21 protein-coding genes are annotated in these 25,359 nt (G+C 37.4%); 4 read left to right on the top strand and 17 right to left on the bottom strand.

Annotated elements, in window-relative coordinates; genetic code table 11:
- Window positions 1-9: 9 nt before the first annotated feature.
- From EL194_RS06325 to EL194_RS06295, 7 genes are all read right to left on the bottom strand, one after another.
- The gene (locus tag EL194_RS06325; protein ID WP_003773232.1) at window positions 10-2,565 is read right to left on the bottom strand and encodes an ATP-dependent Clp protease ATP-binding subunit; all 2,556 of its coding nucleotides are present in this window, start codon (window positions 2,563-2,565) and stop codon (window positions 10-12) included.
- 71 nt (window positions 2,566-2,636) lie between these two features.
- The gene (dnaJ, locus tag EL194_RS06320; protein WP_003773231.1) at window positions 2,637-3,749 is read right to left on the bottom strand and encodes a molecular chaperone DnaJ; all 1,113 of its coding nucleotides are present in this window, start codon (window positions 3,747-3,749) and stop codon (window positions 2,637-2,639) included.
- 23 nt (window positions 3,750-3,772) lie between these two features.
- The gene (dnaK, locus tag EL194_RS06315) at window positions 3,773-5,575 is read right to left on the bottom strand and encodes a molecular chaperone DnaK (RefSeq protein ID WP_003773230.1); all 1,803 of its coding nucleotides are present in this window, start codon (window positions 5,573-5,575) and stop codon (window positions 3,773-3,775) included.
- A gap of 13 nt (window positions 5,576-5,588) precedes the next feature.
- Window positions 5,589-6,161, bottom strand: a complete 573-nt coding sequence (grpE, locus tag EL194_RS06310; protein ID WP_081580980.1) for a nucleotide exchange factor GrpE — start codon at window positions 6,159-6,161, stop codon at window positions 5,589-5,591.
- Window positions 6,145-7,176 (bottom strand): heat-inducible transcriptional repressor HrcA, encoded by a 1,032-nt coding sequence (gene hrcA, locus EL194_RS06305; RefSeq protein ID WP_003773226.1) that lies wholly within the window; start codon window positions 7,174-7,176, stop codon window positions 6,145-6,147. Before hrcA ends, grpE begins: the two co-directional genes overlap by 17 nt.
- A gap of 102 nt (window positions 7,177-7,278) precedes the next feature.
- Window positions 7,279-7,824 (bottom strand): 16S rRNA (guanine(966)-N(2))-methyltransferase RsmD, encoded by a 546-nt coding sequence (rsmD, locus tag EL194_RS06300; RefSeq protein ID WP_003773225.1) that lies wholly within the window; start codon window positions 7,822-7,824, stop codon window positions 7,279-7,281.
- A complete protein-coding gene (locus tag EL194_RS06295) occupies window positions 7,824-9,080 on the bottom strand; it encodes an FtsW/RodA/SpoVE family cell cycle protein (RefSeq protein WP_003773224.1) in 1,257 nt (418 codons plus the stop codon). Before EL194_RS06295 ends, rsmD begins: the two co-directional genes overlap by 1 nt.
- Before the next feature lie 175 nt (window positions 9,081-9,255).
- Here EL194_RS06295 and def point away from each other — a divergent pair, with 175 nt between their 5' ends.
- The 4 genes from def to mnmM are packed head-to-tail and all read left to right on the top strand — an operon-like array spanning window position 9,256 to window position 13,062.
- Window positions 9,256-9,828, top strand: coding sequence for a peptide deformylase (gene def, locus EL194_RS06290; protein WP_003773223.1), 573 nt, complete (start codon window positions 9,256-9,258; stop codon window positions 9,826-9,828).
- A gap of 8 nt (window positions 9,829-9,836) precedes the next feature.
- Window positions 9,837-11,702: a ribonuclease J1 gene (rnjA, locus tag EL194_RS06285; protein WP_003773222.1), complete on the top strand. Its 1,866-nt coding sequence runs from the start codon at window positions 9,837-9,839 to the stop codon at window positions 11,700-11,702.
- Entirely contained in the window at window positions 11,699-12,517 is an 819-nt protein-coding gene (locus EL194_RS06280) for a metallophosphoesterase (RefSeq protein WP_003773221.1), read from the top strand. The genes rnjA and EL194_RS06280 overlap by 4 nt, the downstream gene beginning before the upstream one ends.
- A gap of 20 nt (window positions 12,518-12,537) precedes the next feature.
- Entirely contained in the window at window positions 12,538-13,062 is a 525-nt protein-coding gene (gene mnmM, locus EL194_RS06275) for a tRNA 5-(aminomethyl)-2-thiouridylate-methyltransferase MnmM (RefSeq protein WP_003773218.1), read from the top strand.
- Here the strand turns inward: mnmM and EL194_RS06270 are convergent.
- The 10 genes from EL194_RS06270 to trmB form a co-directional block, all read right to left on the bottom strand.
- Complete coding sequence (locus EL194_RS06270) at window positions 13,016-13,531, bottom strand: NUDIX hydrolase (RefSeq protein WP_003773216.1); 516 nt, start codon at window positions 13,529-13,531, stop codon at window positions 13,016-13,018. The two genes, mnmM and EL194_RS06270, sit on opposite strands and share 47 nt — an antisense overlap.
- 259 nt (window positions 13,532-13,790) lie before the next feature.
- On the bottom strand, window positions 13,791-18,461 hold the full coding sequence (locus EL194_RS06265; RefSeq protein WP_003773215.1) for an endo-beta-N-acetylglucosaminidase: 4,671 nt from the start codon (window positions 18,459-18,461) through the stop codon (window positions 13,791-13,793).
- Between the two features lie 128 nt (window positions 18,462-18,589).
- On the bottom strand, window positions 18,590-19,585 hold the full coding sequence (locus EL194_RS06260) for a LacI family DNA-binding transcriptional regulator (protein ID WP_003773213.1): 996 nt from the start codon (window positions 19,583-19,585) through the stop codon (window positions 18,590-18,592).
- Entirely contained in the window at window positions 19,582-20,463 is an 882-nt protein-coding gene (locus tag EL194_RS06255; protein ID WP_003773211.1) for a hypothetical protein, read from the bottom strand. The genes EL194_RS06260 and EL194_RS06255 overlap by 4 nt, the downstream gene beginning before the upstream one ends.
- A complete protein-coding gene (locus tag EL194_RS06250) occupies window positions 20,456-20,872 on the bottom strand; it encodes a hypothetical protein (RefSeq protein WP_003773209.1) in 417 nt (138 codons plus the stop codon). Before EL194_RS06250 ends, EL194_RS06255 begins: the two co-directional genes overlap by 8 nt.
- A 45-nt stretch (window positions 20,873-20,917) precedes the next feature.
- Window positions 20,918-22,243, bottom strand: coding sequence for a UDP-N-acetylmuramate--L-alanine ligase (murC, locus tag EL194_RS06245; protein WP_003773207.1), 1,326 nt, complete (start codon window positions 22,241-22,243; stop codon window positions 20,918-20,920).
- Entirely contained in the window at window positions 22,227-22,862 is a 636-nt protein-coding gene (locus tag EL194_RS06240; protein ID WP_003773206.1) for a hypothetical protein, read from the bottom strand. The genes murC and EL194_RS06240 overlap by 17 nt, the downstream gene beginning before the upstream one ends.
- A gap of 23 nt (window positions 22,863-22,885) precedes the next feature.
- A complete protein-coding gene (locus EL194_RS06235; RefSeq protein ID WP_003773205.1) occupies window positions 22,886-23,590 on the bottom strand; it encodes a hypothetical protein in 705 nt (234 codons plus the stop codon).
- On the bottom strand, window positions 23,577-24,641 hold the full coding sequence (locus EL194_RS06230) for a M42 family metallopeptidase (RefSeq protein ID WP_003773204.1): 1,065 nt from the start codon (window positions 24,639-24,641) through the stop codon (window positions 23,577-23,579). Before EL194_RS06230 ends, EL194_RS06235 begins: the two co-directional genes overlap by 14 nt.
- Complete coding sequence (gene trmB, locus EL194_RS06225) at window positions 24,641-25,273, bottom strand: tRNA (guanosine(46)-N7)-methyltransferase TrmB (protein WP_003773203.1); 633 nt, start codon at window positions 25,271-25,273, stop codon at window positions 24,641-24,643. Before trmB ends, EL194_RS06230 begins: the two co-directional genes overlap by 1 nt.
- Window positions 25,274-25,359 lie beyond the last annotated feature (86 nt).

Below are 25,359 nucleotides of genomic sequence, written 5' to 3'. Positions count from 1 at the left end.
TGGCTCTTTTTAATTTAAAGTCTTACGAGGTTCAAGAATATGAATTTCAAATTCATGATCTTGGGCATCGATTTCAAGGACGCTATTATCTTCCACATCGTTTTCAATGAGAAGATATGCAATCTTGGTTTCAATTTCACGTTGTATGAAACGTTTCATTGGACGTGCACCATAAGTTACGTCACTACCTTCCGCAACAATAAGATCAATTGCCTTATCTGTAACACTTAACTTGAGATTACGACGTCCAATACGGACTGCAAGCTCATCTATGAACTTACGAGCAACATCGTGAAGCACCGCATCGTTTAAGGCATTGAAGACAATGATTTCATCAATACGATTAATAAACTCGGGTTTGAAGTGTCCTTGAACCGCCTGCATGTATTGTTTATCTCTATTTGCTTGATCCGATTCAAATGCAAACTGACTACCAAGATTTGAAGTCATAATGATAATGGTATTCTTAAAATCAACCCTTACCCCTTTGCTATCCGTAATATGTCCGTCATCAAGGATTTGAAGTAACACATTAAACACATCTGGGTGTGCTTTTTCAATTTCATCTAAAAGCACGATTGAATACGGATGACGGCGAACTTGTTCAGTTAATTGACCACCTTGTTCATAGCCAACATATCCAGGAGGGGCACCAATGAGTCTTGATACGCTGTGTTTTTCCATATATTCACTCATATCAATGCGAATAATACGATTTTTATCATCGAAAAGTTGTTGGGCTAAAACACGAGCAACTTCAGTTTTACCAACCCCTGTAGGTCCTAAGAACATAAACGAACCTAAAGGTCGATTTTCATCTTGGATTTGAGCTTTAGAGCGTAGGATTGCGTCTGTAACAGTTTGAAGTGCTTGATCTTGTCCCTTAACATAAACGCCTAATTCATGTTTAAGGTTCAAGAGTTTTTCGCGTTCAGAAGCCACAAGTTTCGTAACATCAATTTGTGTCCATCGTGATACAATTTCAGCGATCAACGCTTCATCAACAACCTCTTGTATCATACTTCCTTCATGATCGTTCTCATTACTTTCTTGAATTTGACGTTCAAGGGCAGGAATTGTTTCATATTGTAGACGCGCAGCTTCTTCATAACGGGCTTCATTCTGTGCTTTCTCAAAGTCTAAGCGTGCACGTTCTAATGCCTCTTTCGCATCTTTGACGCCATCAACTTGCGCTTTTTCTTTTTCCCAACGAGCATAAAGATCCTGATAGTTTTCTTTCAGGTTGCTGAGTTCTTCTACAATCTCGTCACGACGTTCAAGCGTCTTCGCATCCGTTTCTTTTTTTAGGGCAGCTTCTTCAATTTCAAGTTGGCGTATTTTGCGTGTTAATTCATCCAATTCTTCTGGCATCGATTCCATCTCAACGCGAATGGAAGCACACGCTTCATCAATCAAGTCAATAGCTTTATCCGGCAAGAAGCGGTCCGTAATATATCGATCCGATAATTTCGCAGCGGCCACAATGGACTCATCCAAAATTTTAACCCCATGATGAGACTCAAAGCGATCTTTAAGACCTCTTAATATAGAAATAGTGTCATCCACAGAGGGTTCATTAACAGTAACCCGTTGGAAACGACGCTCAAGTGCAGCATCCTTTTCAATGTGTTGTCGGTATTCATTATAGGTTGTCGCACCAATTAGGTGGAGTTCACCACGCGCTAACATTGGTTTTAATAAGTTTGCGGCATCCATCGAACCTTCTGTTTTCCCTGCACCTACGAGATTATGAATTTCATCAATAAAGAGAATGATGTTTCCATCTGCTTGTTCTACTTCTTCGAGAACAGCTTTTAAACGTTCTTCAAACTCTCCACGGTATTTTGCACCCGCAATTAAAGAACCCATATCCAACTCAATGAGTTGTTTATTTTTTAAACTGAAGGGGACATCACCACGCATAATCCGCCATGCTAGTCCCTCTGCAATCGCCGTTTTACCAACACCCGGTTCTCCAATAAGGATTGGATTATTTTTTGTTTTACGGGATAATATTTGGATTACTCTACGGATCTCATCGTCACGACCAATAATTGGATCGATTTTACCATCACGAACATCTTTTACCAGATCTCGACCATATTTTAATAGGGCATCAATTTGATTTTCTGCTTGTGGTGAATCCATGACTCTACCGGAACGATGACTAAGAATTGAAGTTTCAATCGCGCGGTAATCCGCTTGATTTCGATAAGTATTTACAGCTTCTAAGATTCCTAAAAAAAGTGCAAATAGAGAAATATATGTATCGCCTTGTTTGGTTGACCATGCCTGTGCTTTCGCGAAAACATTCGTGATTTCTTGGTCCATGGTTAATTGTGCACCTTGAACCTTTGGAAGTTTATCTAAAATTTCATCGGCAGATTGAAGAAGTTTAGACTTACTGGTTCCAGTTTCTTCTAATATTAAATCAAGATCACCTGAATTCAGGATTGCCTTCATCAAGTGGGCTGACGACACAGCGCTGTGTTGCATTTGTGTCGCATAATTCACAGCTTCCATTAAAGCTGCTTGAGCTTTTTCAGTTAAGTTTTCGTAGTTCATGCAATTCACCTCCGTTTTAGCAATTGACTACTTAGAGTGCTAATATAAATTCTAAAGAAAAGTGACGTGTGTCACTTGAACGCTTTTTTAAAGCGGTCAAAGACACTATCACCTTTTACTTCTGTTTCTTTTAACGCTTCTAAATGTTCACGTTGTTGACGTGATAATTTAGTTGGTACTTCTAATTTAACTTCAACGTATTGGTCTCCCATACGTCCGGAACGAAGGTCTTGAACCCCTTTTTCACGGAGTCTAAATTTAGTATTGGGTTGTGTACCTGCTGGAATCGTTAATTTAACATCACCATGCACGGTTGGAACTTCAATTTCTGTACCCAATGTGGCATCGATTACCGACAAAGGAATATTAATATGGATATCATTACCCTCACGTCTGAAGTGTTTATGCGTTCCGACTACAATCTCAATAAAGAGATCACCGTTCGGTCCACCATTTGCCCCACGTTCACCCTTACCGGAAACACGTAATTGTTGTCCAGTAACGATTCCCGCAGGAATTTTAATATCGACTTCGACACGTTTGGTATTAAATCCTTTACCATGACATTCACCACAGCGTTTTGTAATTGTTTTACCTGAACCACCACAGTCCGGACATGTTGCTTGAGATTGGAAAACTCCAAAAGGTGTACGTTGTTGCGTAACCGTTTGACCCGTTCCACCACAACGTGAACATGTCTTGATATCATCTTTGCTGTGTGCACCCGACCCATGACACGATGTACATTCTTCATCTACATTTAAAGTCACGGATTTGTTTGCACCAAACACAGCTTCCATAAAGTCAATTCGCATACTCATAAAGCGATCTTGACCCTTCATAGGTCCATTAGGATTACGACGCTGACCGCCGCCTCCGCCGCCGAAGAATGAACTAAAGATATCTCCGAAATCATCAAAGCCACCACTAAAGCCGCCACCAAAACCGCCTGCTCCCTGATCAAAGGCTGCATGGCCGTATTGATCATAGCTCGCACGTTTTTGAGAATCACTTAGGACTTCGTAAGCTTCTTGGACTTCTTTAAACTTAGCTTCAGCATCATCCTCTTTGTTGATATCAGGATGATACTTTTTAGCTAATTGGCGATAGGCTTTCTTAATTTCTGCATCTGTGGCAGATTTACTTACTCCAAGTATTTCATAAAAATCTCTTTTATCTGCCATATCTACCTCCGAAAGTTTTTAAACTAGTTTTTTTCTTCAAATTCAGCGTCAACTACAGTTTCATCATTTGATGAAGCATCTGCTTCAGGTTGACCAGCTTGTTGCTCATACATTGCTTGTGACATTGCTTGAGCTGCTTGTTCTAATTGTTCAAGTTTTTCTTTTAATGTTTCAAAATCATTGTTGTCCATTGCTGCTTGCAATTCATCACGTAATTTTGTTACTTCTTCTTTTTGAGCATCATCCACAGGTGAATCTTCACTTGCTAATGATTCATCGATTTGATGGATGAATTGTTCTGCACGGTTTTTAAGTTCTGCTTCTTCTTTTAAACGTAAATCTTCTGAAGCATTTTCTTCCGCTTCACGAACCATACGTTCAATTTCTTCATCACTTAATCCTGAACTGTTTGAAATTGTAATAGATTGTTTTTTGTTTGTTCCTTTATCCATTGCCGAAACATTTACGATACCATTTACGTCAATATCAAATGTAACTTCAATTTGAGGAATACCACGTTTTGCAGGTGCAATACCATCTAATTTAAATAAACCAAGTGATTTATTATCCTTAGCCATTGGACGTTCACCTTGTAATACGTTAATGTCTACAGCAGGTTGATTATCTGCTGCTGTTGAGAATACTTGTGATTTTGATGTAGGGATTGTTGTGTTACGTTCAATAAGAACAGTCATCACACCACCCATTGTTTCAATACCTAATGATAATGGTGTAACGTCAAGAAGCAATACATCTTTAACATCTCCAGAAATAACACCACCTTGAATTGCGGCACCCATTGCAACAACTTCATCAGGGTTTACAGATTTATTAGGTTCTTTTCCTAATTCATTTTTAACTGCTTCAACAACTGCAGGAATACGTGTTGATCCACCAACAAGTAATACTTGATGAATATCATTTTTTGTAAGTCCAGCATCTTTTAATGCTTGACGAACTGGAACCATTGTACGTTCAACAAGGCTCTTTGTCATTTCTTCAAATTTAGCACGTGATAATGTTGTTTCCAAGTGTAATGGACCATTTTCACCTGCTGAGATAAATGGTAATGAAATTGAAGCATTTACAGTTGAAGATAAATCTTTTTTCGCTTTTTCTGCTGCTTCTTTTAGACGTTGCATTGCCATCTTGTCGGATGATAAATCAATTCCGTTTTCTTTTTTGAAAATATCTACTAAATAATCAACAACAATGTGGTCAAAATCATCTCCACCTAATTTGTTGTCACCAGCTGTTGATAATACTTCAAAAGTACCATCTGCTAATTCAAGAATCGAAACGTCAAATGTACCACCACCAAGGTCAAATACAAGAACTTTTTCTTCTTTATCTGTCTTATCAATTCCAAATGCAAGCGCAGCTGCAGTTGGTTCGTTAATAATACGTTCTACTTCTAATCCAGCAATCTTACCAGCATCTTTTGTAGCTTGACGTTGTGCATCATTAAAGTATGCAGGAACTGTGATTACAGCTTTTGTAACTTTTTCACCGAGGTAATCTTCTGCATAGCTCTTCATATAACCTAAGATCATTGCTGAGATTTCTTCTGGTGTATAATCTTTGCCTTCAAGTGTAACTTTTTCGCCTGTACCAATTAAACGTTTAACAGATACTGCTGAGTTAGGGTTTGTAACAACTTGACGCTTTGCAGCATCCCCAACAATACGTTCACCATTTTTAAAACTTACAACAGAAGGTGTTGTACGATTTCCTTCTGGGTTTGTAATTACTTTTGCTTCTCCACCGTCCATTACGGAAACAGCTGAGTTTGTTGTTCCTAAATCAATACCAATAACTTTACTCATAATATATATCCTCCTATAGACTCACTTTTACTAAACTCGCACGTAGAATGCGATCTTTTAACATATATCCTTTTTGGAATTCTTCAATCACGATATTGGATTCTACTCCCTCTTTTTCCTCAGTCATCATCGCTTGATGAATATTTGGATCAAAAGGTTGATTTAATGCATTAATCGGTTCCACACCTTCCGCTTTAAGGGATGCCATCAATTGATCATAAATCATTTGTACACCTTCTCTTAACGCTTCATCCGTTGTCTCTTGTTTTAATGCACGCTCCAAATTATCTAACACAGGCAATACATCTGCCGCAAAACCTTGAATTCGGTATTTACGCAGTTGATCATGCTCACGTTGCAGACGTTTTTTTAAGTTTTCTGTATCTGCTAACATTTTAAAATAGTCGTTTTTTAACGTTTCAATTTCTTTTCGTAAGGCTTCATTCTCATCAATTGCTTCATCTGTTTCAGAAGCCTCGTTCTCTGAGTTTGAAGTTTCAAGTTCTTCGCTGTCTGTTGCTTCAACTTCTTGTTCTAATTGAACTTCTTCGTTGAATTCTTCAGCGGTTTTATTCATCTTGCTCATCATTGCCACCTTTCCCATACACCGTTTCGATCATCTCCGAAACATAATCCATTAACGAGACAACGCGACTGTATTCCATTCGGCTTGGTCCCACAATCATTAACTTATGTTCATGATTATCGAGTAGATTAAACGAACTGGATACAACGGCCATATCATCAACCCAAACAATTTCACTTTGATCGCCTTTTTTAAGACTTAGGTGATTTTGTCCTGTGGATAAGTTACGCCACATTTCACTGTTTTCGAGCATATCCATCATTTCACGAAGTTTCTCTATGTTTGAGAATTCTGGCTGGTATAACATATTGCGTTCACCACTTAAATAGACTTCGTCCTGAGCAAATTTAACAAATGCTCCCACAAACGCCTCAAAGAGTACCTCATACTTTTCGATCCGTTTCGATAAGATGGGTCTTAAACTCTCCATTTTATCTACAACTTCCGATAGTGCTGTACCTTTTAATCGTTCATTTAATATTGAAGTACACGCCTCGAGGTCATTCACATCCACTTTACTATCAAAATTAAAGATTCGATGCTCCGCATGCCCTGATTCTGTTACGAACACGGCCATTGCATTAAATTCACTCAATGGAATTAACTGGACACTTTTCAGTGTTTCATTCATTGCACTGGGCCCTAATACAACCGTAGTGAGATTCGTCATTTGCGATAAGATATCACAGCTTTGACGAATTGCTTCATCAATACCGAGTCGTCGATCGGAGAAGATTTGTGCAATTGCGGTTTCAATACCGTAATTCTCTTCTTCATCCATAAGGTGTTCTACATAGAATCGATACCCCTTTGTTGAAGGGATACGTCCACTGGACGTATGTGTCTTTTCCAGTAGTCCTATTTTTTCTAAATCTGACATCTCATTTCGTATTGTCGCAGACGAGTATGATAAGTTATATTTATCGATTAACGTCTTTGAACCCACAGGTTCAGCTGTGTTAATAAATTCTTTAACAATCGCCTTAAATATTTCTATTTTTCGTGGCGTCAACATATTAATCTCGCCTCCTAAACACTCTATTCTTTGTGTCTAGTATTATTCTACACCACGAGTTTAGCACTGTCAACCTTTAAGTGCTAAAAAATAAAAAAGGACTTATTTGTCCTTTTTGTAGTATCGTACTTTACTAATTCCATAATCTTTAACACAATCTAACGAATAACCATCAATCTCATCAGGTAAGTCGTAATTTTTATCCGTCTCACAAATTATCAACCCACCATCTACGACCAAATCACGCTTGATTATCAACTTTATGATTTCAAGTGTTTGCGCGTAGCGATAAGGTGGATCAAGGAAAACAAATTCAAAGGAACCGGATACCGTTTCCAATAACTTCATCGAATCACCTTTTTTGAGTTGAATGCGCGATTCAAGACCAAATGTTTTTGTATTATCCTGGATAACACTAAAAGCTCGTACATCTTTTTCAAAAACTACTGCGCGCTCGATACCGCGACTAATTGATTCAATTGCCATCGCACCCGATCCACCAAATACATCTAACATTGCCCCTTCATTAAAGAAAGGTCCAATTCGATTAAAAATTGCGGCACGAACCTTATCCGTTGTAGGCCGTGTCGTATCTCCTTTTAATGTTTTGATGGGTCTTGATCCAAATCTTCCTGCTACAACTCTCATTACACTACCTCTGTTAACCGTTTTAAATTTTCTTTACGTTTTGTTTCTTCTTGTTTAATCCGTAATTGGTCTTTACGTTTTACATTAATAATACCCATTTCATATCGGGAAATTACATTTTGTGTTAGACCAATGGCAATCATGATTGCCATACGACTGGATCCCCCCTTAGAAATAAAGAGAAGCGGTACTCCTGTTAGAGGAATCAGTGCCGTAATACCTCCTATATTAAAGATAAAGTGAATCATAATATAAGCAACAGTCCCCATTAAAATAACTTTATCGGATTCTTTTTTAACTTTAAATGAATATTTAACCAGTTGGAATAGCATCGTTCCATATCCAATTAGAATCACCGAGAACCCAATCATCCCCAATTCTTCAATTGTTATAGCAAGAATAAAATCCGTATGAGCTTCTGGAAGATAACCATATTTGATTAAACTATTCCCATAACCCATTCCAAAAAGACCACCTTTAAACATCGCAACCATTCCATTAAAGATTTGATATCCACTTCCATAACGATCCAAGAATGGATTCGAGGATGTTTTAAATCGTCCAATCATATAAGGCGGAATGTTTAATTTTTCAATGAGACTAATTCCGAACGAAGAATCCAGAAAGATCAGTCCTATGATTCCTACACCTGCAAGAATAAACATTACTTTTTGTAATCGTGTTAGTTTGTCATGTGATGGTATTAAAACACAGATATATGCAACACCAATAATAACAACCGCTGACCCAAGGTCATGCTGCGCTTTCACAACAAATACGAAAATCGCAAGAATAATAAAGAATGGCTTTTTAACCATATCAAATGTGCTAGCACTTGTTCGTTTATTACGATCTGCAAGAAATGTTGCGATCGTAAGGATTCCAAAAATCTTAGCAAACTCACTAGGTTGTATGGTCATTACTTTAAGATTAATCCAAGCTTTCGCTCCATTAATTGCAGGGAAAACAAGCGTAATTCCCAACATACCAACCATTAAAAGTAATATTTTCGCATAATTTTTTCTAAAATAATTAAGTGAAAATCTTCGAGCGACCATAACCATCATAATATAGGATACAATCACAAAAACGAGCTCCTTAACCCCAACCAAGACTAGTGACTTCGGCGTACTTCCGGATGTCATGCTTCCTGAGATAACCATAAGGACCCCAAAGATATTTAATATTAATGCTGCTGCATGGATTGGGCGGTTATAGCCCATTGGCATTTTAAGTGATATTTTTCTTTTCTTCATGGCTTTATTCTATCATAGATATAATGAAAAATAAGCGAAAGCCTTTCAAAAAGAGTAAAAATACGATAAACTATGCATAAAGAGTTTGAATAGACCCACATATAATTCATACTTAAATATTATAATATATGGCATATATATTATTTATTTTTATCATGGAATAGAGGAATTTTAAATGCACGATATAAATATGGACACAATTGTCCTAGATCCAAACCCAGTTCTGCGTGAAAAATGCGAACCGGTGTCTTTTCCTTTGTCGGAAGAAGACCGTAATACACTTGAAAATATGTTGCAATATGTTCGTGATTCAAGAGATCCTGAACTCGCTGAAAAGTATAATTTGCAACCTGCAAACGGAATTGCTGCACCTCAAATTGGTGTTGCGAAACAAATGACAGCACTTGTTGTTGATCTTGAAGATAAACATGGAAATGTAAAAACGGTTGAATATGCTTTAGTTAATCCTAAAATAGTTTCAAATTCGGTAAAGCAATGTGCACTCAGTTATGGTGAAGGTTGCTTATCCATTCGTAAGGATTACCCAGGACTTGTTCGTCGTAGCCAACGCATTAAAGTTTTAGCATACGATATGATAACAGACCAACGTATTGAGATTGTCGCAAAAGACATCTTAGCAATTGTTTTACAACATGAAATTGATCATTTAAATGGTGTACTCTTTTACGATCATATTGATTCAAAAGACCCATGGATGGCTGAAAAAGGACTTAAAATCATAGAATAGGAGATTATATGGACGAAAAAAATATGAAATTAAGAAAAACCGATACCCTAGTCTATGCTTTAGGTGGCTTGGGCGAAGTCGGTAAGAATATGTACTGTATTGAACATGATGATGAAATTATCATTATTGACTGCGGGGTAATGTTCCCCGAAGAGAACTTATTGGGTGTTGATTATGTCATTCAAGACTATGCTCACTTAATTCGTAATCAAAAGAAAGTTAAAGCCCTCGTTATTACACACGGACACGAAGACCACATTGGTGGTATTCCTTTCTTGCTCCAAAAAGTGAACGTACCTCAGATTTACGCACCGCAATTTGCGAAAGCTCAAATTGAACGTAAACTTGAAGAACGAAAAATAAGAACAAAACACAAAATTCAAGAAATCGATTCAAAATCTACAATTAAAACAAAACATTTTGTTATTGGATTCTTTAATGTTGTTCACTCGATTCCCGATGCACTTGGGGTTCTTGTTAATACACCAAATGGACGCATTGTCTCAACAGGAGACTTTAAATTTGATTTAACGCCTGTTGGAAATAATCCAGATTACCAAATTATGTCTTATATGGGTGAAATTGGCGTTACGCTTTTAATGAGTGATTCTACCAATGCAGAAGTTAGTGGCTTTTCCATCAGTGAAAAAGAAGTTGGACGTGAAATTAAACGAATTTTCAACAAGACAGAAGGTCGTATCATCATTGCTACCTTTGCTTCAAACGTTTATCGTGTTCAGCAAATTATCGAGGCTGCTATTGCGGATGGTCGTAAGATTGCAATCTTTGGTCGTTCGATGGATAACGTTGTTAATATCGCACGTAAACTCGGTCATATTGATGCAGCTGACAAACACTTTGTTAATGCTCATCAATTAAATAAACTTCCTGCTGATCAATCTTGTATTATCTGTACAGGAAGCCAAGGGGAACCCTTGGCTGCGTTAAGTCGTATTGCAAATGGAACACACCGCCAAATCAGCATTATGCCTGGTGATACGGTCGTATTCTCATCAAGCCCAATTCCTGGAAATGCTACCAGTGTTTCCCATGTTGTAAACCAATTGACTCGTGCCGGTGCAAATGTCCTAACAAACTCACCGCTCAACTCAATTCATACAACAGGTCATGCTTCAAAAGAAGAACAAACACTGATGCTTCAATTAATCAAACCGAAATTCTTTATGCCAATGCATGGAGAATACAAGATGCTTAAAGCACATCGTCAAACAGCAATTGAGACGGGTGTTGACCCAGATAACATCTTTATTTGCTCAAACGGTGATGTTGTTGCACTACGTGATGGTGTTGCATTCATGAGTGATACCCGAATTCAAGCCGATGACATTTATGTTGATGGAAATGATTCGAGTGGATTATCGACTGCAGTGCTTAAAGATCGTAAGATTTTATCGGACAGTGGGCTGGTTTCAGTTGTAGTAACCATTGATTCACGTCAAAATAAAATTCTATGTAAACCAACTATTGTTACACGAGGATTTGTATTCATTAAAGAAAATCAAACATTACTTAAAGAAGCGGAACTTGTTGTTTATGAAGCACTTAAAAAACGTATGACAAAGAAAGTTACCTTTGGAGAAATTAAGAATACAATTCGTGGTTCTCTCGAGCCCTTCCTTTACAAACATACTCAACGTAACCCACTTGTTATTCCTGTAATCTTAAACCAAAAAACAGCGATGACACCGGTAAAAGTCGAAAATAAAAAAGAAAACTCAGGTCAAGAAACAAAACCTGTAAAAAAACAGAAGAAAAATAACAACAAACAAAATAATGAACCGAAACAACAAAAGGATGCTAAAAAACCAAAAACACCGAAAGCAACAAAACCTCAACAAGCTCGTGAAGCATGAGTAAAAAAAAGTTAGCGGTTTTACTGGGGTTGATTGCAATTGTGTCATCACTAATTTATTTTGAAATGACACATTTTGCACCTCAGCGTGTTAAGTTGCGTATTGAAACGGTGGAATCAACACGCATTCCTGCATCCTTCAACAATCTTTCAATTGGATTTCTATCCGATGTATACAGTCATGAAGAAAATCTTGATAAAGCACTTATAGAACTCGATTCATTTAAACCCGATATGATTATATTTGGTGGTAATTTATTTAAAGCTGCTCCTTCTGAGAAGGAACAAGCTGCAATGATTGAAAAATTAAGTAAAGTAAATGCGAAACTTGGTAAGTATGCAGTATTGGGTGAAAATGATATCCGTAAAGCAAATGAAGTGACGCAAGAAGTTTTAACACAAAGTGGATTTAAACTCATTTCAAATACAAAAATTGATGTTCACAACTTTACGACCGATTCGATTCAACTTGTTGGTATTGATGCGAACAATGATATTAACAAAGAAACTGAGTTCCCTTACCCTACAACATCAGAGGACCTCTTCAACATTACCATTGCAAACAATCCGGATAATGTGAAGGAATTTGATGATACGGAAGTGGATCTCATGCTTTCTGGGAAGACAATGGGTGGTTACATCCGATTACCACTTATTGGCTCGATCACAGAGTCTTCAGACTATATTAATAAACGTCAAACAGTTGACGAAACAACTTTAATTATCTCATCAGGAATAGGATTAAAAGAACCTGAAATGCGTCTTTTATCTAATCCTGATGTCATGATTGTTATTTTAAAAAGCCCCGAAGCATAGGGCTTTTTTTTGGAGGTATTATGAATCATAAAGAACGATCCCATCAATGGATGAAACAATTTCTCAATAAGGACTCAATTGTCGTGGATATGACCTGTGGTAATGGATATGATACGCATTTTCTAGCCAATCATGCCGGTCATGTTTACGCCATCGATATACAAGAAGAAGCAATCTTGAGTTCAAAACAATTAAACCAAAACTTTTCCAACATCACTTATATCCACTCCGATCACAGTCGTGTTAATTTCGAAGAAAAAGCACCCTTTACAGGTGCTATATACAATCTTGGTTACTTACCTCGAAGTGATAAGTCGATCATTACAACGTCACATACAACGGTCTCATCACTTAAAAACATCTTTCCCTTACTTACAGACTTTTTAGTAATTGCTTGCTACTTAAAGCATGAAGGTGGTTACGAAGAATATGAAGCAGTTCGTGATTACATTATATCGACAAACATGCCCTATGAGACCTTGGAATACGAAACGCCTCTTAGTCCCGTAACGTTTCTTGTTGATCTACGAAATAACGCATCATAAACCGTTCCCGCGCATGAACCAGCTCATTGACGCCATCTTGTGGTTTATCCAAAATGTCTAACCACACATTTGGTAGTTTCCATTCAATCGAATCAAACAATTGTAATTCAAGACATGTTCGAGCATAACATGTCTTTTTTGCGAGCTTACAAACAAAATAATTATGGACTGTAGTAAGTTCTAATCGATGGTATGCGTCCACAACACTTGCGAGATAGGAAATTGAATCCACCTCATATCCAAGTTCTTCTTGTATTTCGCGATGAACTGCTTGAATCATTGACTCACCAACTTCAATACCACCACCGGGTGATTCATAATGATTTCGCTTACCAAATAAGTCTTGTCCTTTAATTAGAATCATTGCACACTGTCCAAATTCATTCAGCACAAAACAACGAACGGTATTACGAACATTACAGATATTAGCCGCTTCAAATTGATCATCATCGAAGTATTTAATTATCATTATAAAACCTCCTGGTCATATAAAAAAAGACGCACGCTGCGCCTTTCAATGAAGTTGTTGAATCACACAAATATCTTGGGTGGGGGGGTAAAGAATATTTGGTGTTCAACCGGTCATCACTGACCATGTACAATAATACGCTCTTGGTCATTTATTGTCAAGGATAAAACCAAAAATTAAATTTTTATTAAGATTTACTTTGCTAACAAAGTAACAAGTGCTTAGAAAGCTTAAAAAAGAGGGTTTCCCCTCTTTGTTATTAGTGTTTATGACGTCGTTTTAGAGCCAATCCTAATCCTAACATTACGATACCACCGTATAGGCTTGTATTTGAAACACCGGTTTTAGGAAGTTCTTTTGTTTTATCTTTTTGAGATATAACACCCTCAGTCCCACCTTTATTCAATGCTTCAGAAGGATTTGTTTCAGGTTTCACTTCTGGTTTTTCTTCCGGTTTCACTTCTGGTTTTTCTTCCGGTTTCACTTCTGGTTTTTCTTCTGGTTTCACTTCCGGTTTCACTTCCGGTCTCACTTCCGGTTTTTCCTCTGGATCCACGGATTCATCAATACGAACAAGTGCATCCATTGCTGTTTCGAGTTCTAAAACAGCTTCATTGAGTTCTTCCTGTGATACGGGTTTAGGAATTGAAATACTTCTAAATTGTCTACCTTGAATACGTCCTAAAATGGTCTCTGCCTTTTGGAGTGCATTTTCAAGCCCTACGAAGCTTTCTTCCGTATAGTGAGTTACATCAAGTTGACGTGCTTCACTGACACGGTCTTCCAAGCGATCAATCATTTCCTGATCCAGTTTTACAGGTCGTAAATTTATGACAAGTTCTTGAACTTTTTCTGCGACTTCATCAATTTCATCTTGAGAGAGATTAAGATCCAAACGCAGCGTGTTCACCTGCTCAATATATTCTTGAAGTGCTTTAAATGTTGTTTCATCATAACGGTTTGCTTCAAGTTCTCCAAGCATTTCTATAAGTTCATCAACACCACTCCAATCTTGACTCATATCAATTCGTTCAAGAAGTGATAAGGCATGTTTTAGATTTTCTGCTGCGTCATCGATATCTTGTTGTGTTGATAGTTCAAGTTCCGCAATGGTTCGTGCATGTTTGTGTGCATCATGAAGGCGAATTAAACTTGACTCTGTATAGAGATCTAAGTTTACTGCATCGGCTTCTTTGATAAGTTGTTCAAGGAATTCGGTGTTACGGATTCGTTTTAAACCATCGATGGATTCTTGTAGAGATTTAACTAGAGCATCCATCTCTGTTTGATATGACACTTTATTCCGTAATGTTTGAACATTTTCGAGTACCTCTTGGAATGTCGCAAAACTTTCTGATGTATAAAGACTGGCATCGATTGTTTTTGCCGATTCAATAAGAGCATCCAATGCTTTTATATCGAGTTTCAGTACTAAATCATCAAGCGCTTTGTTAAGACGTTCGTGAATTGTTTTATACTGTGTCTCGGATGCCTCGTTTCCTTCAAGCATTGCCTTAGCTTCAGCATAGATTGTATCAAATTGTGCTAAGGAGGCTTCGGTATAGACACTTCGGTCCAAACTCTCAAGTTCTTGAATACGCTCTTGAAGCTTCACATATTCTGCATCGTGAATTTTCTCAAGCTTATCGATAGCATCGTTCAACTTAATTAGCATCGCTTCATAATCTTTTTCTTGCGCAGTTTCAAGTTCAAGGAGCGCCTTTGCTTCTACAACGACTGAATCTGCTTTTTCAAGGGATGCTTGTGTATAGATTTTACGATCAAGCTTTTCATACGCTTCAAGCCCTATGTTTAAGGCTTGATATGATTTTGATTGAACAAGCGTAATGGATACTTGATTCATGCTTATATCATCTTTAACTTCAAAAGGATATTCAAGGATATTATTAGGATAACCTTTAGGAAGTGTTTTTAGTGTAAGTGTATAGTTTCCTAATGGTAATTCAGTTTCAATTCCCGCTTGAGTACTTACACCTTCATAGACTACTTTGTTTTCGTGATTTTTAATCATAAATGGTACTTCTATGGCCTCATTCACATCACTTGTTATATGGATTGAAGTCATTGCTTTTGTTTCTGTTGGAATTTCGAAAGCAATACTGTTTTTAAAACTTTCTTCCGAGAAATCCGGTTGGATGGTGTAGTAAATCAAACCATCGTACTCACTAAAATCGAAATCTTTAAGGACCATGGTTCCTTGTTTTTCATTGCGAATGGATTGATTTGGTTTTTTATCTTCAAGTTTGCGATAAAGGTGTACGGTTGTTTTCGCAGGAACATGTTTAAAGGTTAATGAACCAATACCATTTGCTTGAGGTTTTGCTTCAACTTGATTGAGTAATAAGTTATTGGGTTTTGGGAAGGAATCCGTTTCAAACATTTGCCATTCATAAATACGAACTGCTTGCCATGGCGATGACCCCGCTAAATCAATCTTCAATTTCCACTCTTGAGAGGTAATCGGTTCATCTAACAAGACATCGGTTACGGCTTCACGATTATTTTTAATCTGTTTTGCTAAGATCCAATCGCCTTTCTCATTTTTATAATGCAGTGAGAAGTTAATGGTATTCATGTCTTTGGCTTCTCCACCGTATTCCGCATGCTCAACACGCCAACGTTTGATTGTTTTTGGCGCATCCAGTTTGATATCCATGTATCCATTACTTTTTGGTGATGAAGCCCATTTACTGTTTCCTTGTGCTGTTCCATCTAAAGCTTTCGATGCAGGTTCCGCATCATTTTGATGACTTACAGCTGTTACTTCCGCATTTAACGCAACATTTATGGGAACTTCCATTTCCACAACTTCACTACGGTTGAGGTCTACACCCCATTCAAAACGACCCTCTGTACCAAGGCCTCGTTGTCCGTCTTTATTTATGGTGATTACTTGAATGGTTGTATGGTTGTCTTCAAATGCATTCGCATCAGTTCGAGTAATCTTATCAGCATAGAAATGATTGTTTGTACTTGTGCCTAATAACACAGGTACTCCATCGTTATTTACTTGGTAGACTTCATAATACTGAGCACCGTCTACTTTGTCCCAGGTCGCTCTAAATTGAGCCATACGAGCATCCGCAAGCAATTGTTCGGTTACCACAATGTTTGACGGACCGGCCAAGCGTGGTGCCGTATTTGTATACACATGAATTTGGCCAAGATTTACTTTAATCGGCCCTGCTTGTTTCGCTTCAACTTGAAGACTAAGTGCATGCATCACAGAACCACTATAAGTGGATAAATCTACACTGTGACGTACCCACCCATCTTTATCGGATGTAAGTGTAAAGAATGTCGCATCATGATCTTTATAGTTTTCATCAAACGTTACCCCTAAACGTAGCGTCGTATTCGGTGTCGTCTTTGTAACGACATCAACTTTTGTTGTATCGGTTACATTTAATTTTGTACTATATAACATAACTTCATTCGTGTCCCCTGCTTTAAAGTTACCTTCAATTTTTAAAGCATTCCCACCATTGTATGCATCATCAAAATCGTAAGCAATGGCAGCGCGAGCTTGACCCGCTTTATGATCTTTAACCCAAAAACGCCAGGTTGGCATGATATCTTGAATCGCACGGTTGTGCCATGCACCATCACGCGTTAAAACACCATCCGTAAACCATTTACGACCATGACCGGAATTAAAACTTGTTTGAAATTCCGTACCCGTGATAACCGACTTGTCCACAACATAACGGGACATTCCCTTCCAGTTTTGGGAATCATCTGCTAAAGTTGGATCGCCTTGAGGTCCTGTATATAAGATATTTTCTTGATGATGGAAATCTTCAGGATCTCTCGCAAGACCCATGGTTGAATTGGATGCGTAAAGCGCGATGGATGATAGAATGCGTTTATCAGCACCAATTAGAGTTCGAGAATCAATATTTGTTTTATGAGAACGTTGTTGGATCTCAAAACCTGTATAAGCGTCAAACGGATTACGTCCAATCGATTTTAAATAATCAGATGTTCCTTGAACACGACCTTGCCAGTTATAGTTAATGAAAAATTCATCAACACCAAAATCATCTTTATGATCAACAGGTTTCATCCATAAGTCATTGGATTGATTAATTGCATTTTGATGACTTACATTCCCATTATTCGCCATGGCATCATACCAAGAAATGTTAATAGGATATCCCATTTCACGTGATTTGGTACGCATATAACGTAGCATCGCATTCAATTGATTCGCAACACGTTGGTTGGATCCATAAGTTTCTTGATTAAAGAAATACCCATCAAAGCCAAAGTATTGCGCAATTTCGATCATTTTATCCGCTGCAGGAAATGATCCATCGGGATTTTGTTGAACCATCGCTTCGAGTTCCTTTAAGGAATCTGGTTGACCACTACCCCATGGAAATCCTAATGTCGCATACACTGGAACACCATTTTTATGCGCTGCATCGACGATATCGGGTGATGGCAAAGCAAAAATCCCTTCATCCGTACCAGCCCAATATATGAGTGAATCAATGTATTGCCAGTTATCAAATGCATATATATTGAAATCACTACCACCTGTTGATGGTGAGCTATCATGATTTGCATTGATAATCGCAGCATTGGTGATCTTCGCATCAGGATGAGCAAGATCGTTAATTTGATGGCCTTTAAATCGGTTGGTATTTAAAGGAATTGTTGCACGATTCAATGATGCATCGGGATCTGTTTCTGGTGTCCATTTCATCAATGTTTCGAGTCTAAAAGCGGGTGATAAGGGTTGAAGTGAAAGCCCATCATGATACGCTTCATTCACCTCATCCGTTCCATCTCCAGTAACAAGTGCATGAGATGGCATGACAAAAAAAGGTAATAATAACGAAAAACTGGTGACAACCGCAAGTGTTGTCTTTACATATGATTTAAATCTAGAATTTCTTTTCATAAATATCCCCTTTCAAATGTGCATGCGTTTTAGAAAACGCTTACACTTATATGTTATTTTGAAATTGAATTCTGAACAAGTCACAAATCATATGAATTTGGGTATAAAAAAAAGACCCAATGGGTCTTTTAGTTTTTTGTGGATTGACGTGGTGTATAAAGATAACTAAGTTCAATTTCTTTATCTTCAACTTCATCTTCATTAAGCATTTTTGTAAGAACACGCATTGCAACTGCACCCAGATCATAGGATGGAATTGCGAAACTTGATAAGCGTGGACGTACCATTGAGTTATACTTCGTATCAATTAAACATACAATTTCCAAATCTTCTGGAATATTCATATTACACTCATGCGCCGCATTCATTGCGGAAATCGCTTGAGAATCGCGGTTTGCAATTAAGAAATTGTAATTCATTGATTCAATATGATCTAAGAAATAATCATAAGAACGACGGTAATCTAGTGGAATTTCAATATACCCTTCATCATCAATACCTAATTCTTGATATGCACGTTGAACACCTGAAACCATTTGATTTGTTGTGAAATCATTTTTGCGGTCTTGAATTACAGCAACACGGTTTTTAGGATCCATTTGAATTTTTTGCATCGTCAATTCATAAACTGCTTTTTCAATATCAACGTAAACGGATGAAATTTGCTTATCAGACATTTTATTACCGATAATTACAATTGGGAATTGATATTTATTCAATTCTGCCAATTCATTTTCCATGAGCTTATCGTTATAGATAATTACACCGTCCACACGTGATTTAATGATATCATCAATAACATCTTTAATGTCTACGATACCTTCAGTCATTGTGTGAAGCATAATATTGTATTTATAAATCTTTGCGACATCAATCAAACCATTAATAATTTGACCGGTATAGCCAAAACTTGCTTCAGGTACGAGTAACGCAATTGTCGTAGTTTTTTGTAAAGCAAGGCCTTGAGCAATAGCATTTGGTTTATATCCTAATTTATCAATTGCAGTTTCTACTTTAACACGTGTTTCTTCACGAACAATTTCGAGACCATTAATTACACGTGATACAGTAGCGAGTGATACCCCAGCTTCTTTCGCTACATCATAAATCGTTACACGTTTCATACTTCTTCATCCTCTTTTACTTCATCTAATTTTTTATCGAGTTCACGAACTTGTTTTTCAGCCGCTTCTACAATATTTGAAGGTTCAAGGTTTGATTCTGCATCTCTTGATACTTGATCCAATTCTTCTTCTAAGGTATCAAGAAAACTGAATGCATCTTCTTCAAATTCATGTGCTTTCGTTTCTACGGTATCTTCAACAATTTCTGATACTTTTTCAGCACCATCATGGACTTTAACTTTTACCGTTTCAGCGCCTGCATGGACTTCTTTTGAGACTTTTTCTGCCTTAGCTCTTAATTCTTGTTCTGATACCCAATCTGTAACGTTTTTAGATGTATCTTTAACAATTTGAGTTCCAGCATCAACAGCCTCTTTTGTTTTTTCTTTTACAATCTCAGTACTTTTAACGACACCAGGATGTTTAGCAAGGTCATCCAAGCCCTTCTGCATTTTTTTAAGACCTAAAAGTGCGCCTTCTTTAAAACGATCAAAAGTTTCGGACTCTTCAACTTTTTGAAATGTTGTTTTTGCCGATTCAAAAATACCGGTTGCAAGATTTCCTAAATCATCAAAAAATTCATTGCGTTCCGGTGCTGCACGAAGCACTTCTAATGCGGAATTCACAATATCTTTATTTTTTTCAAGTAAATGTTCTGCACGTTCTTGTATTAAATCACTGTCTTTAAATCCCGAAATGATTTCCAGTGAGCGAACATTCATATCGTTAATGGTATTGAGCGTTTTATCTCTAAATGTTAAGAGACGTTCTTGACCATTTTTAGCGGCAATAATTTCATTGCTTTCGCTATAAAAGTTATAAACAACATCATCGATTTGATAAACAAGTTCATTTAAAATTTCATCATATTTACTCATAAATTCCAAAATCCTCCTCTTTTTCATCTCCAGTTTCTTGAACATCCGAACTTTCAGGATTCCGTCCATTACGACGTTTATCTAAAAGGTCTTTTGTCCAATTTACAATGGCATCGGAATGTTTCGCACCATAACTTGCGACAGAGCTTACAGCACTTACGGCTGATTGATTTACCAAGTCCACTGTATTTGTGACATTATTTAAAGTATTTAAAGGTGCTTGAAGCTGATCCACTGAACTTTGTGTCGAATCAATAACACCGTTAACACGGTCAATTGTTTTCGGCAAATCCCTCACAACAACATAAATACGATACAAAATCATTGCCAATATAATTAAACAAACCACACCAACTATCGGTGCAATTAAGATTGATACTTCACGTAAATTCTGAATTAATGCATCCATTCTATCACCTCTCTAATGTCATTATAACTGTATATGAAAAAGTTTTCAATCGTTGAAACGTATTTTCAATGCATCTTTTAAATCATAAATATCTTTCGAACTCATAAATACATAAACGGCTGGTCCAAAGGACTCAAGCAAGTCTAAATCATGATCATTTAAATCCACAACATGACTGTCTTCAATGCGATCTTGAAGATAGGTGATATCAATGTCAATCCCCTCTTCCGCATCATCAATACTTGTGAAAGGACATAAACACACTTCGTCAGCAAGACTGAGTGCGTCTGCGAATTCATCCGCAAAGTAATAAACACGTCCAACACGATGAGGCTTAAAGATCCCTACGATTTTACGATCTGGATAACGGGTTCGAGCCGCTTCAAGTGTTACACGAACTTCAGTTGGATGATGTGCATAGTCATCAATATAAACATTATCTTTTCCCGTTTCAATTACAAAACGACGTTTAGCGCCTGTAAAGGTTTGAAGTCCTGCCTCAATATCATTGGGTTCAATGCCTTCATATAGACCCACAGCAATCACTGCAAGTGCATCTAAAATCATATGATCCCCTACGATTGGAAGATTAAAACGGTGAATACGTTTTCCATCTACTTCAACATCAAAAATACTGTGAGTCGTTGTCTTCTCAAGTTCTGTTGCACGAATTTTATTGCCTTCACCAAAACCATAAGACCATGTTTCCACATCGAATGATAAGTCTTGGTAATGAGGATCATCACCCCAGACAACAATTAACGATTCCACATTCTTTGCGAATTCTTTAAACGCGGATAAATAATCCTCAACGGATTTAAAGTAATCCACATGATCAATCTCAAAATTCGTCATAATCGCAATTTTAGGTTTATATGCCAAGAAATGACGACGGAATTCACATGCTTCTACCGCAAAATATTCATCATCACGTTGCAAGTCACCACGACCATCACCAATGAGGTATCCCGTTTCTTTTGAATAACTTAACATATCACGTAAAAGTGTTGTAGTCGTTGTTTTACCATGGGACCCACTCACCGCAATCGTCCGGTACGAATCCATCATTTTCCCAAGATATTCATGATATCGATACGTTTCAACTGTCGGATTCGCCTTAGCTGCTTGTACTTCTTCATGATCATCTAAAAATGCATTCCCGATAATCACAACGGTATTATCTTTAATATTGTTTTTGTTAAATGGGACAATTGGAATGTTTAACGCTCTTAACGCATCCTCTGTAAAGAAATGACGATCAATGTCTGAACCCATCACTTCATAACCCATTTTGTAACAGATACGCGCTAACGCTGCCATACCGGTCCCTTTAATACCAATAAAATAAATTGGTTTATTCTTCATGCTCATCAATTCCTTCTAAATAATCATACAGAGAAACCTGAACTGTTTCTCCTTTTCCTTCATTTGAAATAATATCATCCACACGTAAATCCATAAGTGACTCATCAATTTTACGTGCTTCTGCTTTTGATTCTTCTTGTACCTTGCCATACATTGGACTTATTACTTCCGCAACAGGTACATGTTTGGACGCTTTATTTTTCTTAGGAATATCCAAAGGCTCTGAGGGTTGTGAAGGCCCACCATACATTGGACTAATAATATCTTTTCGTTGGTATTCGAATTTTTTTACTTCCAATTCGGATGTGCGTGCTGCTTTAGCGCGCTCCATTTTACGTTTTGCTAGGTCATCATCAGCCGTAATCATGCGAGATTTACGGTTTAACTCACTGGCTGCTTTCACAGCCTCGTCAGGAGTCATATCAGTAATAGGCTTTTCACTTATAACAGGCTCTGTTATATCAACATGTTCTGTTACGGTTTTTGGTTTTTCTACAATTTTCTTTTCTTTGGGAAGAATTGGTTTCAACTCAGGAATTTCCACTTCACCAACATGATCAGAAATTTCTTCTTCTATAACGATTTCTTCTTCTTTAAATAAAACTGATGCTAAACGACGAAACATGATATTACCTCTACCTTTCTATCCTACTCCGTTTTTGGAGCTGTCTTATCAATTATATCCGAGATTGCTCCAGATTCTGGTATCGCATGCTCAAAGAATTCTTCGTATCTTTCGTGATACGTAATAATATCTTTCTTCGAGAAATCTTGGACTACTAAATCTTCATTTACAGTGATGCTACGCATTGTTGTAAACATTGATTGCACAATCATATCCATATTGGCATCATTCACAATTGCCATCATATCGACTTGACCATTTTCTAACACAACAGCTTTATGCTTTTCTAAATCAACAATACTAAAGATAAAGTGTTGTTCTTTATCCGAACCGTCTACATAGGTACCGGTGGTACGATACGAAACTGCTTCTTCTTTGATTAATGACGAAAATTGAATTTTAGAATCTTCTTTTTGATCCCCTTTTTCTTTTCCTTCATTATTCTCAGTAATCTCGGTATAACGTTTCGCTACAATATTCGCAACATCAAGATCAAGCATGATCGGTTTGCGATCAATTTCATAGAGTGTTGAAATTTGTGTTGATTGCTTAATCCCAACATCGGGTAAAAGATAGTAACGATAATATTTTTTATTATGATTGGTAGCTTCTGGCATTGGTCTACTCAATGCACTCTTAACAAGATCATCATAATTGATCGCTGCAGGTGTACATCCACTTACAAGAAGTAAAAGTAGCAATGCAGTCATTAACTTACGCAATGACATCACCCCATGTCTTCTTATCAATAAAGTGTAATAAGGCCTCACGTGCTGCTAAGTAATCATCCGTATCCAAAATTGAACTGGATGTATGGATATTACGAGCACATAAACAGCATGTTAATGTTTTAACACCGGAATTCGATTTGTGAACTGCACCTGCATCTGTTCCACCTGGTGAAAAATAGTATTGGTGCTTAATATCATGTTCGTTACAGATATCCACAAATTTGTAGATTAAATCTTTTGTTGCAATCATATTACCATCCATAACACGGACCAAGACGCCACCACCTAACTTGCCGATTGCCTTGGAATCTAAAGCGTCATTAGCAGGCGAACAATCCAGAATAATCGCAAGATCGGGTTTCACAAGATTTGCGACCGTTTGCGCACCTCGTAACCCAACTTCTTCCTGAACACTGCATCCAACATAAAGATCATAATCCAATTCTTGATCTTTCAGTGCTTCAAGCAGATCCAAGCCCATTACACATCCATAACGGTTATCAAATGCTTTGGCTAAAAGGCGTTTTCCCTTGTTTAATACATTGAATTCACCATCAACCACAACCATGTCACCAATTTGAATACCCATGGCGTGTACTTCTTCAGGTGTTGTTGCGCCAACATCCACAGTCATCTGAGGAATCTGGATTGGCTTTAAACGTTCTTCAGCTGAGAGCATATGTGGTGGTGTTGCACCGATAGCGCCATCATAAACTTCACCATTACGTGTTGTAACACGAACACGATGTCCTAAAAGCACTTGACTAAACCAACCTCCAACAGGATGTATTTTTAAAACACCTGTCTCCGTTACTTCACGTACTAAAAAACCTACCTCATCCATATGTCCTAAAACTAAAACTTTAGGTGCGTTTTTTTTCTTACTACGACGTACGGCAAGAATACCTCCTAAATTATCACGAAGAATTTCATCGGTATAGTTTGAATATTCATTAAATAAATATTGAGCAACTTGATGTTCATGACCACTCACACCATCAAGTTGTGTTAAAGTTTCAAACCAATTTAATTGTTTCTCATTCAACATTATTTTTTCCTCCAAATCGCTCTAAAAATCGGTTGCCCCATTTCATGGAACTTACGTTCATATTCGGTAAATGGATCTTCATGTTCATGACTTCTAAAATCTACGTCAACTTCCACAAGTTCAAACTTATGTTGACCAACACTCACGAGTGAATAGTTAAAAAGACCCACATTGTCTGTTTTCATCCAAATCTCACCTCTATCCGATAAGACAGAATAATATTCATCCAATTTATCTTTATACGTTAGACGACGTTTTGTATGACGTTTCTTAGGCCATGGGTCACTAAAGTTTAAATGAACCACATCCACTTCACCCGGTGCAAACATATCGTTTAGATTTTCCGCATCACCATAAATAAATCTTTTATGATCTCCTGGGTTTTTTTCTAATTTCTTCAATGCGATTGAAGACGCTGTAAAATCACGTTCCATCGCTACAATACCGCGATCTGGGTACAGTGCCGACAACTGATGCCAGTAATCACCTTTACCCGATCCAATCTCTAAATGAAGCAATTCGCTACCGAGTGCTTCTTTCCAATTTCCTTTAATTGTTTCAAATTCTGTTACTGTGTAGTCAGCAAAAGTTTCAAAGACTTCTGAGCTCCACTCTTTTTTACGTAATCTCATGCAATCATCCTCATTTTAATATGTACATTGTACCATGCTTCAAGACTTCTTACCTTGTTTTTTACATTATTTTCATGAATATGTGA

The sequence above is a fragment of the Erysipelothrix rhusiopathiae genome, from assembly GCF_900637845.1.
Taxonomy (GTDB): domain Bacteria; phylum Bacillota_I; class Bacilli_A; order Erysipelotrichales; family Erysipelotrichaceae; genus Erysipelothrix; species Erysipelothrix rhusiopathiae.
The sequence above is the reverse complement of the archived record's forward strand: the minus strand, read 5'-3'. Positions and strand labels throughout refer to the sequence as shown.

What these genes read in the sequence shown, in the direction of transcription:
- EL194_RS06325 (WP_003773232.1), bottom strand. Translation starts at nt 2,565, where the DNA reads ATGAACTACGAAAACTTAACTGAAAAAGCTCAAGCAGCTTTAATGGAA.
- dnaJ (WP_003773231.1), bottom strand. Translation starts at nt 3,749, where the DNA reads ATGGCAGATAAAAGAGATTTTTATGAAATACTTGGAGTAAGTAAATCT.
- dnaK (WP_003773230.1), bottom strand. Translation starts at nt 5,575, where the DNA reads ATGAGTAAAGTTATTGGTATTGATTTAGGAACAACAAACTCAGCTGTT.
- grpE (WP_081580980.1), bottom strand. Translation starts at nt 6,161, where the DNA reads ATGAGCAAGATGAATAAAACCGCTGAAGAATTCAACGAAGAAGTTCAA.
- hrcA (WP_003773226.1), bottom strand. Translation starts at nt 7,176, where the DNA reads ATGTTGACGCCACGAAAAATAGAAATATTTAAGGCGATTGTTAAAGAA.
- rsmD (WP_003773225.1), bottom strand. Translation starts at nt 7,824, where the DNA reads ATGAGAGTTGTAGCAGGAAGATTTGGATCAAGACCCATCAAAACATTA.
- EL194_RS06295 (WP_003773224.1), bottom strand. Translation starts at nt 9,080, where the DNA reads ATGAAGAAAAGAAAAATATCACTTAAAATGCCAATGGGCTATAACCGC.
- def (WP_003773223.1), top strand. Translation starts at nt 9,256, where the DNA reads ATGCACGATATAAATATGGACACAATTGTCCTAGATCCAAACCCAGTT.
- rnjA (WP_003773222.1), top strand. Translation starts at nt 9,837, where the DNA reads ATGGACGAAAAAAATATGAAATTAAGAAAAACCGATACCCTAGTCTAT.
- EL194_RS06280 (WP_003773221.1), top strand. Translation starts at nt 11,699, where the DNA reads ATGAGTAAAAAAAAGTTAGCGGTTTTACTGGGGTTGATTGCAATTGTG.
- mnmM (WP_003773218.1), top strand. Translation starts at nt 12,538, where the DNA reads ATGAATCATAAAGAACGATCCCATCAATGGATGAAACAATTTCTCAAT.
- EL194_RS06270 (WP_003773216.1), bottom strand. Translation starts at nt 13,531, where the DNA reads ATGATAATTAAATACTTCGATGATGATCAATTTGAAGCGGCTAATATC.
- EL194_RS06265 (WP_003773215.1), bottom strand. Translation starts at nt 18,461, where the DNA reads ATGAAAAGAAATTCTAGATTTAAATCATATGTAAAGACAACACTTGCG.
- EL194_RS06260 (WP_003773213.1), bottom strand. Translation starts at nt 19,585, where the DNA reads ATGAAACGTGTAACGATTTATGATGTAGCGAAAGAAGCTGGGGTATCA.
- EL194_RS06255 (WP_003773211.1), bottom strand. Translation starts at nt 20,463, where the DNA reads ATGAGTAAATATGATGAAATTTTAAATGAACTTGTTTATCAAATCGAT.
- EL194_RS06250 (WP_003773209.1), bottom strand. Translation starts at nt 20,872, where the DNA reads ATGGATGCATTAATTCAGAATTTACGTGAAGTATCAATCTTAATTGCA.
- murC (WP_003773207.1), bottom strand. Translation starts at nt 22,243, where the DNA reads ATGAGCATGAAGAATAAACCAATTTATTTTATTGGTATTAAAGGGACC.
- EL194_RS06240 (WP_003773206.1), bottom strand. Translation starts at nt 22,862, where the DNA reads ATGTTTCGTCGTTTAGCATCAGTTTTATTTAAAGAAGAAGAAATCGTT.
- EL194_RS06235 (WP_003773205.1), bottom strand. Translation starts at nt 23,590, where the DNA reads ATGTCATTGCGTAAGTTAATGACTGCATTGCTACTTTTACTTCTTGTA.
- EL194_RS06230 (WP_003773204.1), bottom strand. Translation starts at nt 24,641, where the DNA reads ATGTTGAATGAGAAACAATTAAATTGGTTTGAAACTTTAACACAACTT.
- trmB (WP_003773203.1), bottom strand. Translation starts at nt 25,273, where the DNA reads ATGAGATTACGTAAAAAAGAGTGGAGCTCAGAAGTCTTTGAAACTTTT.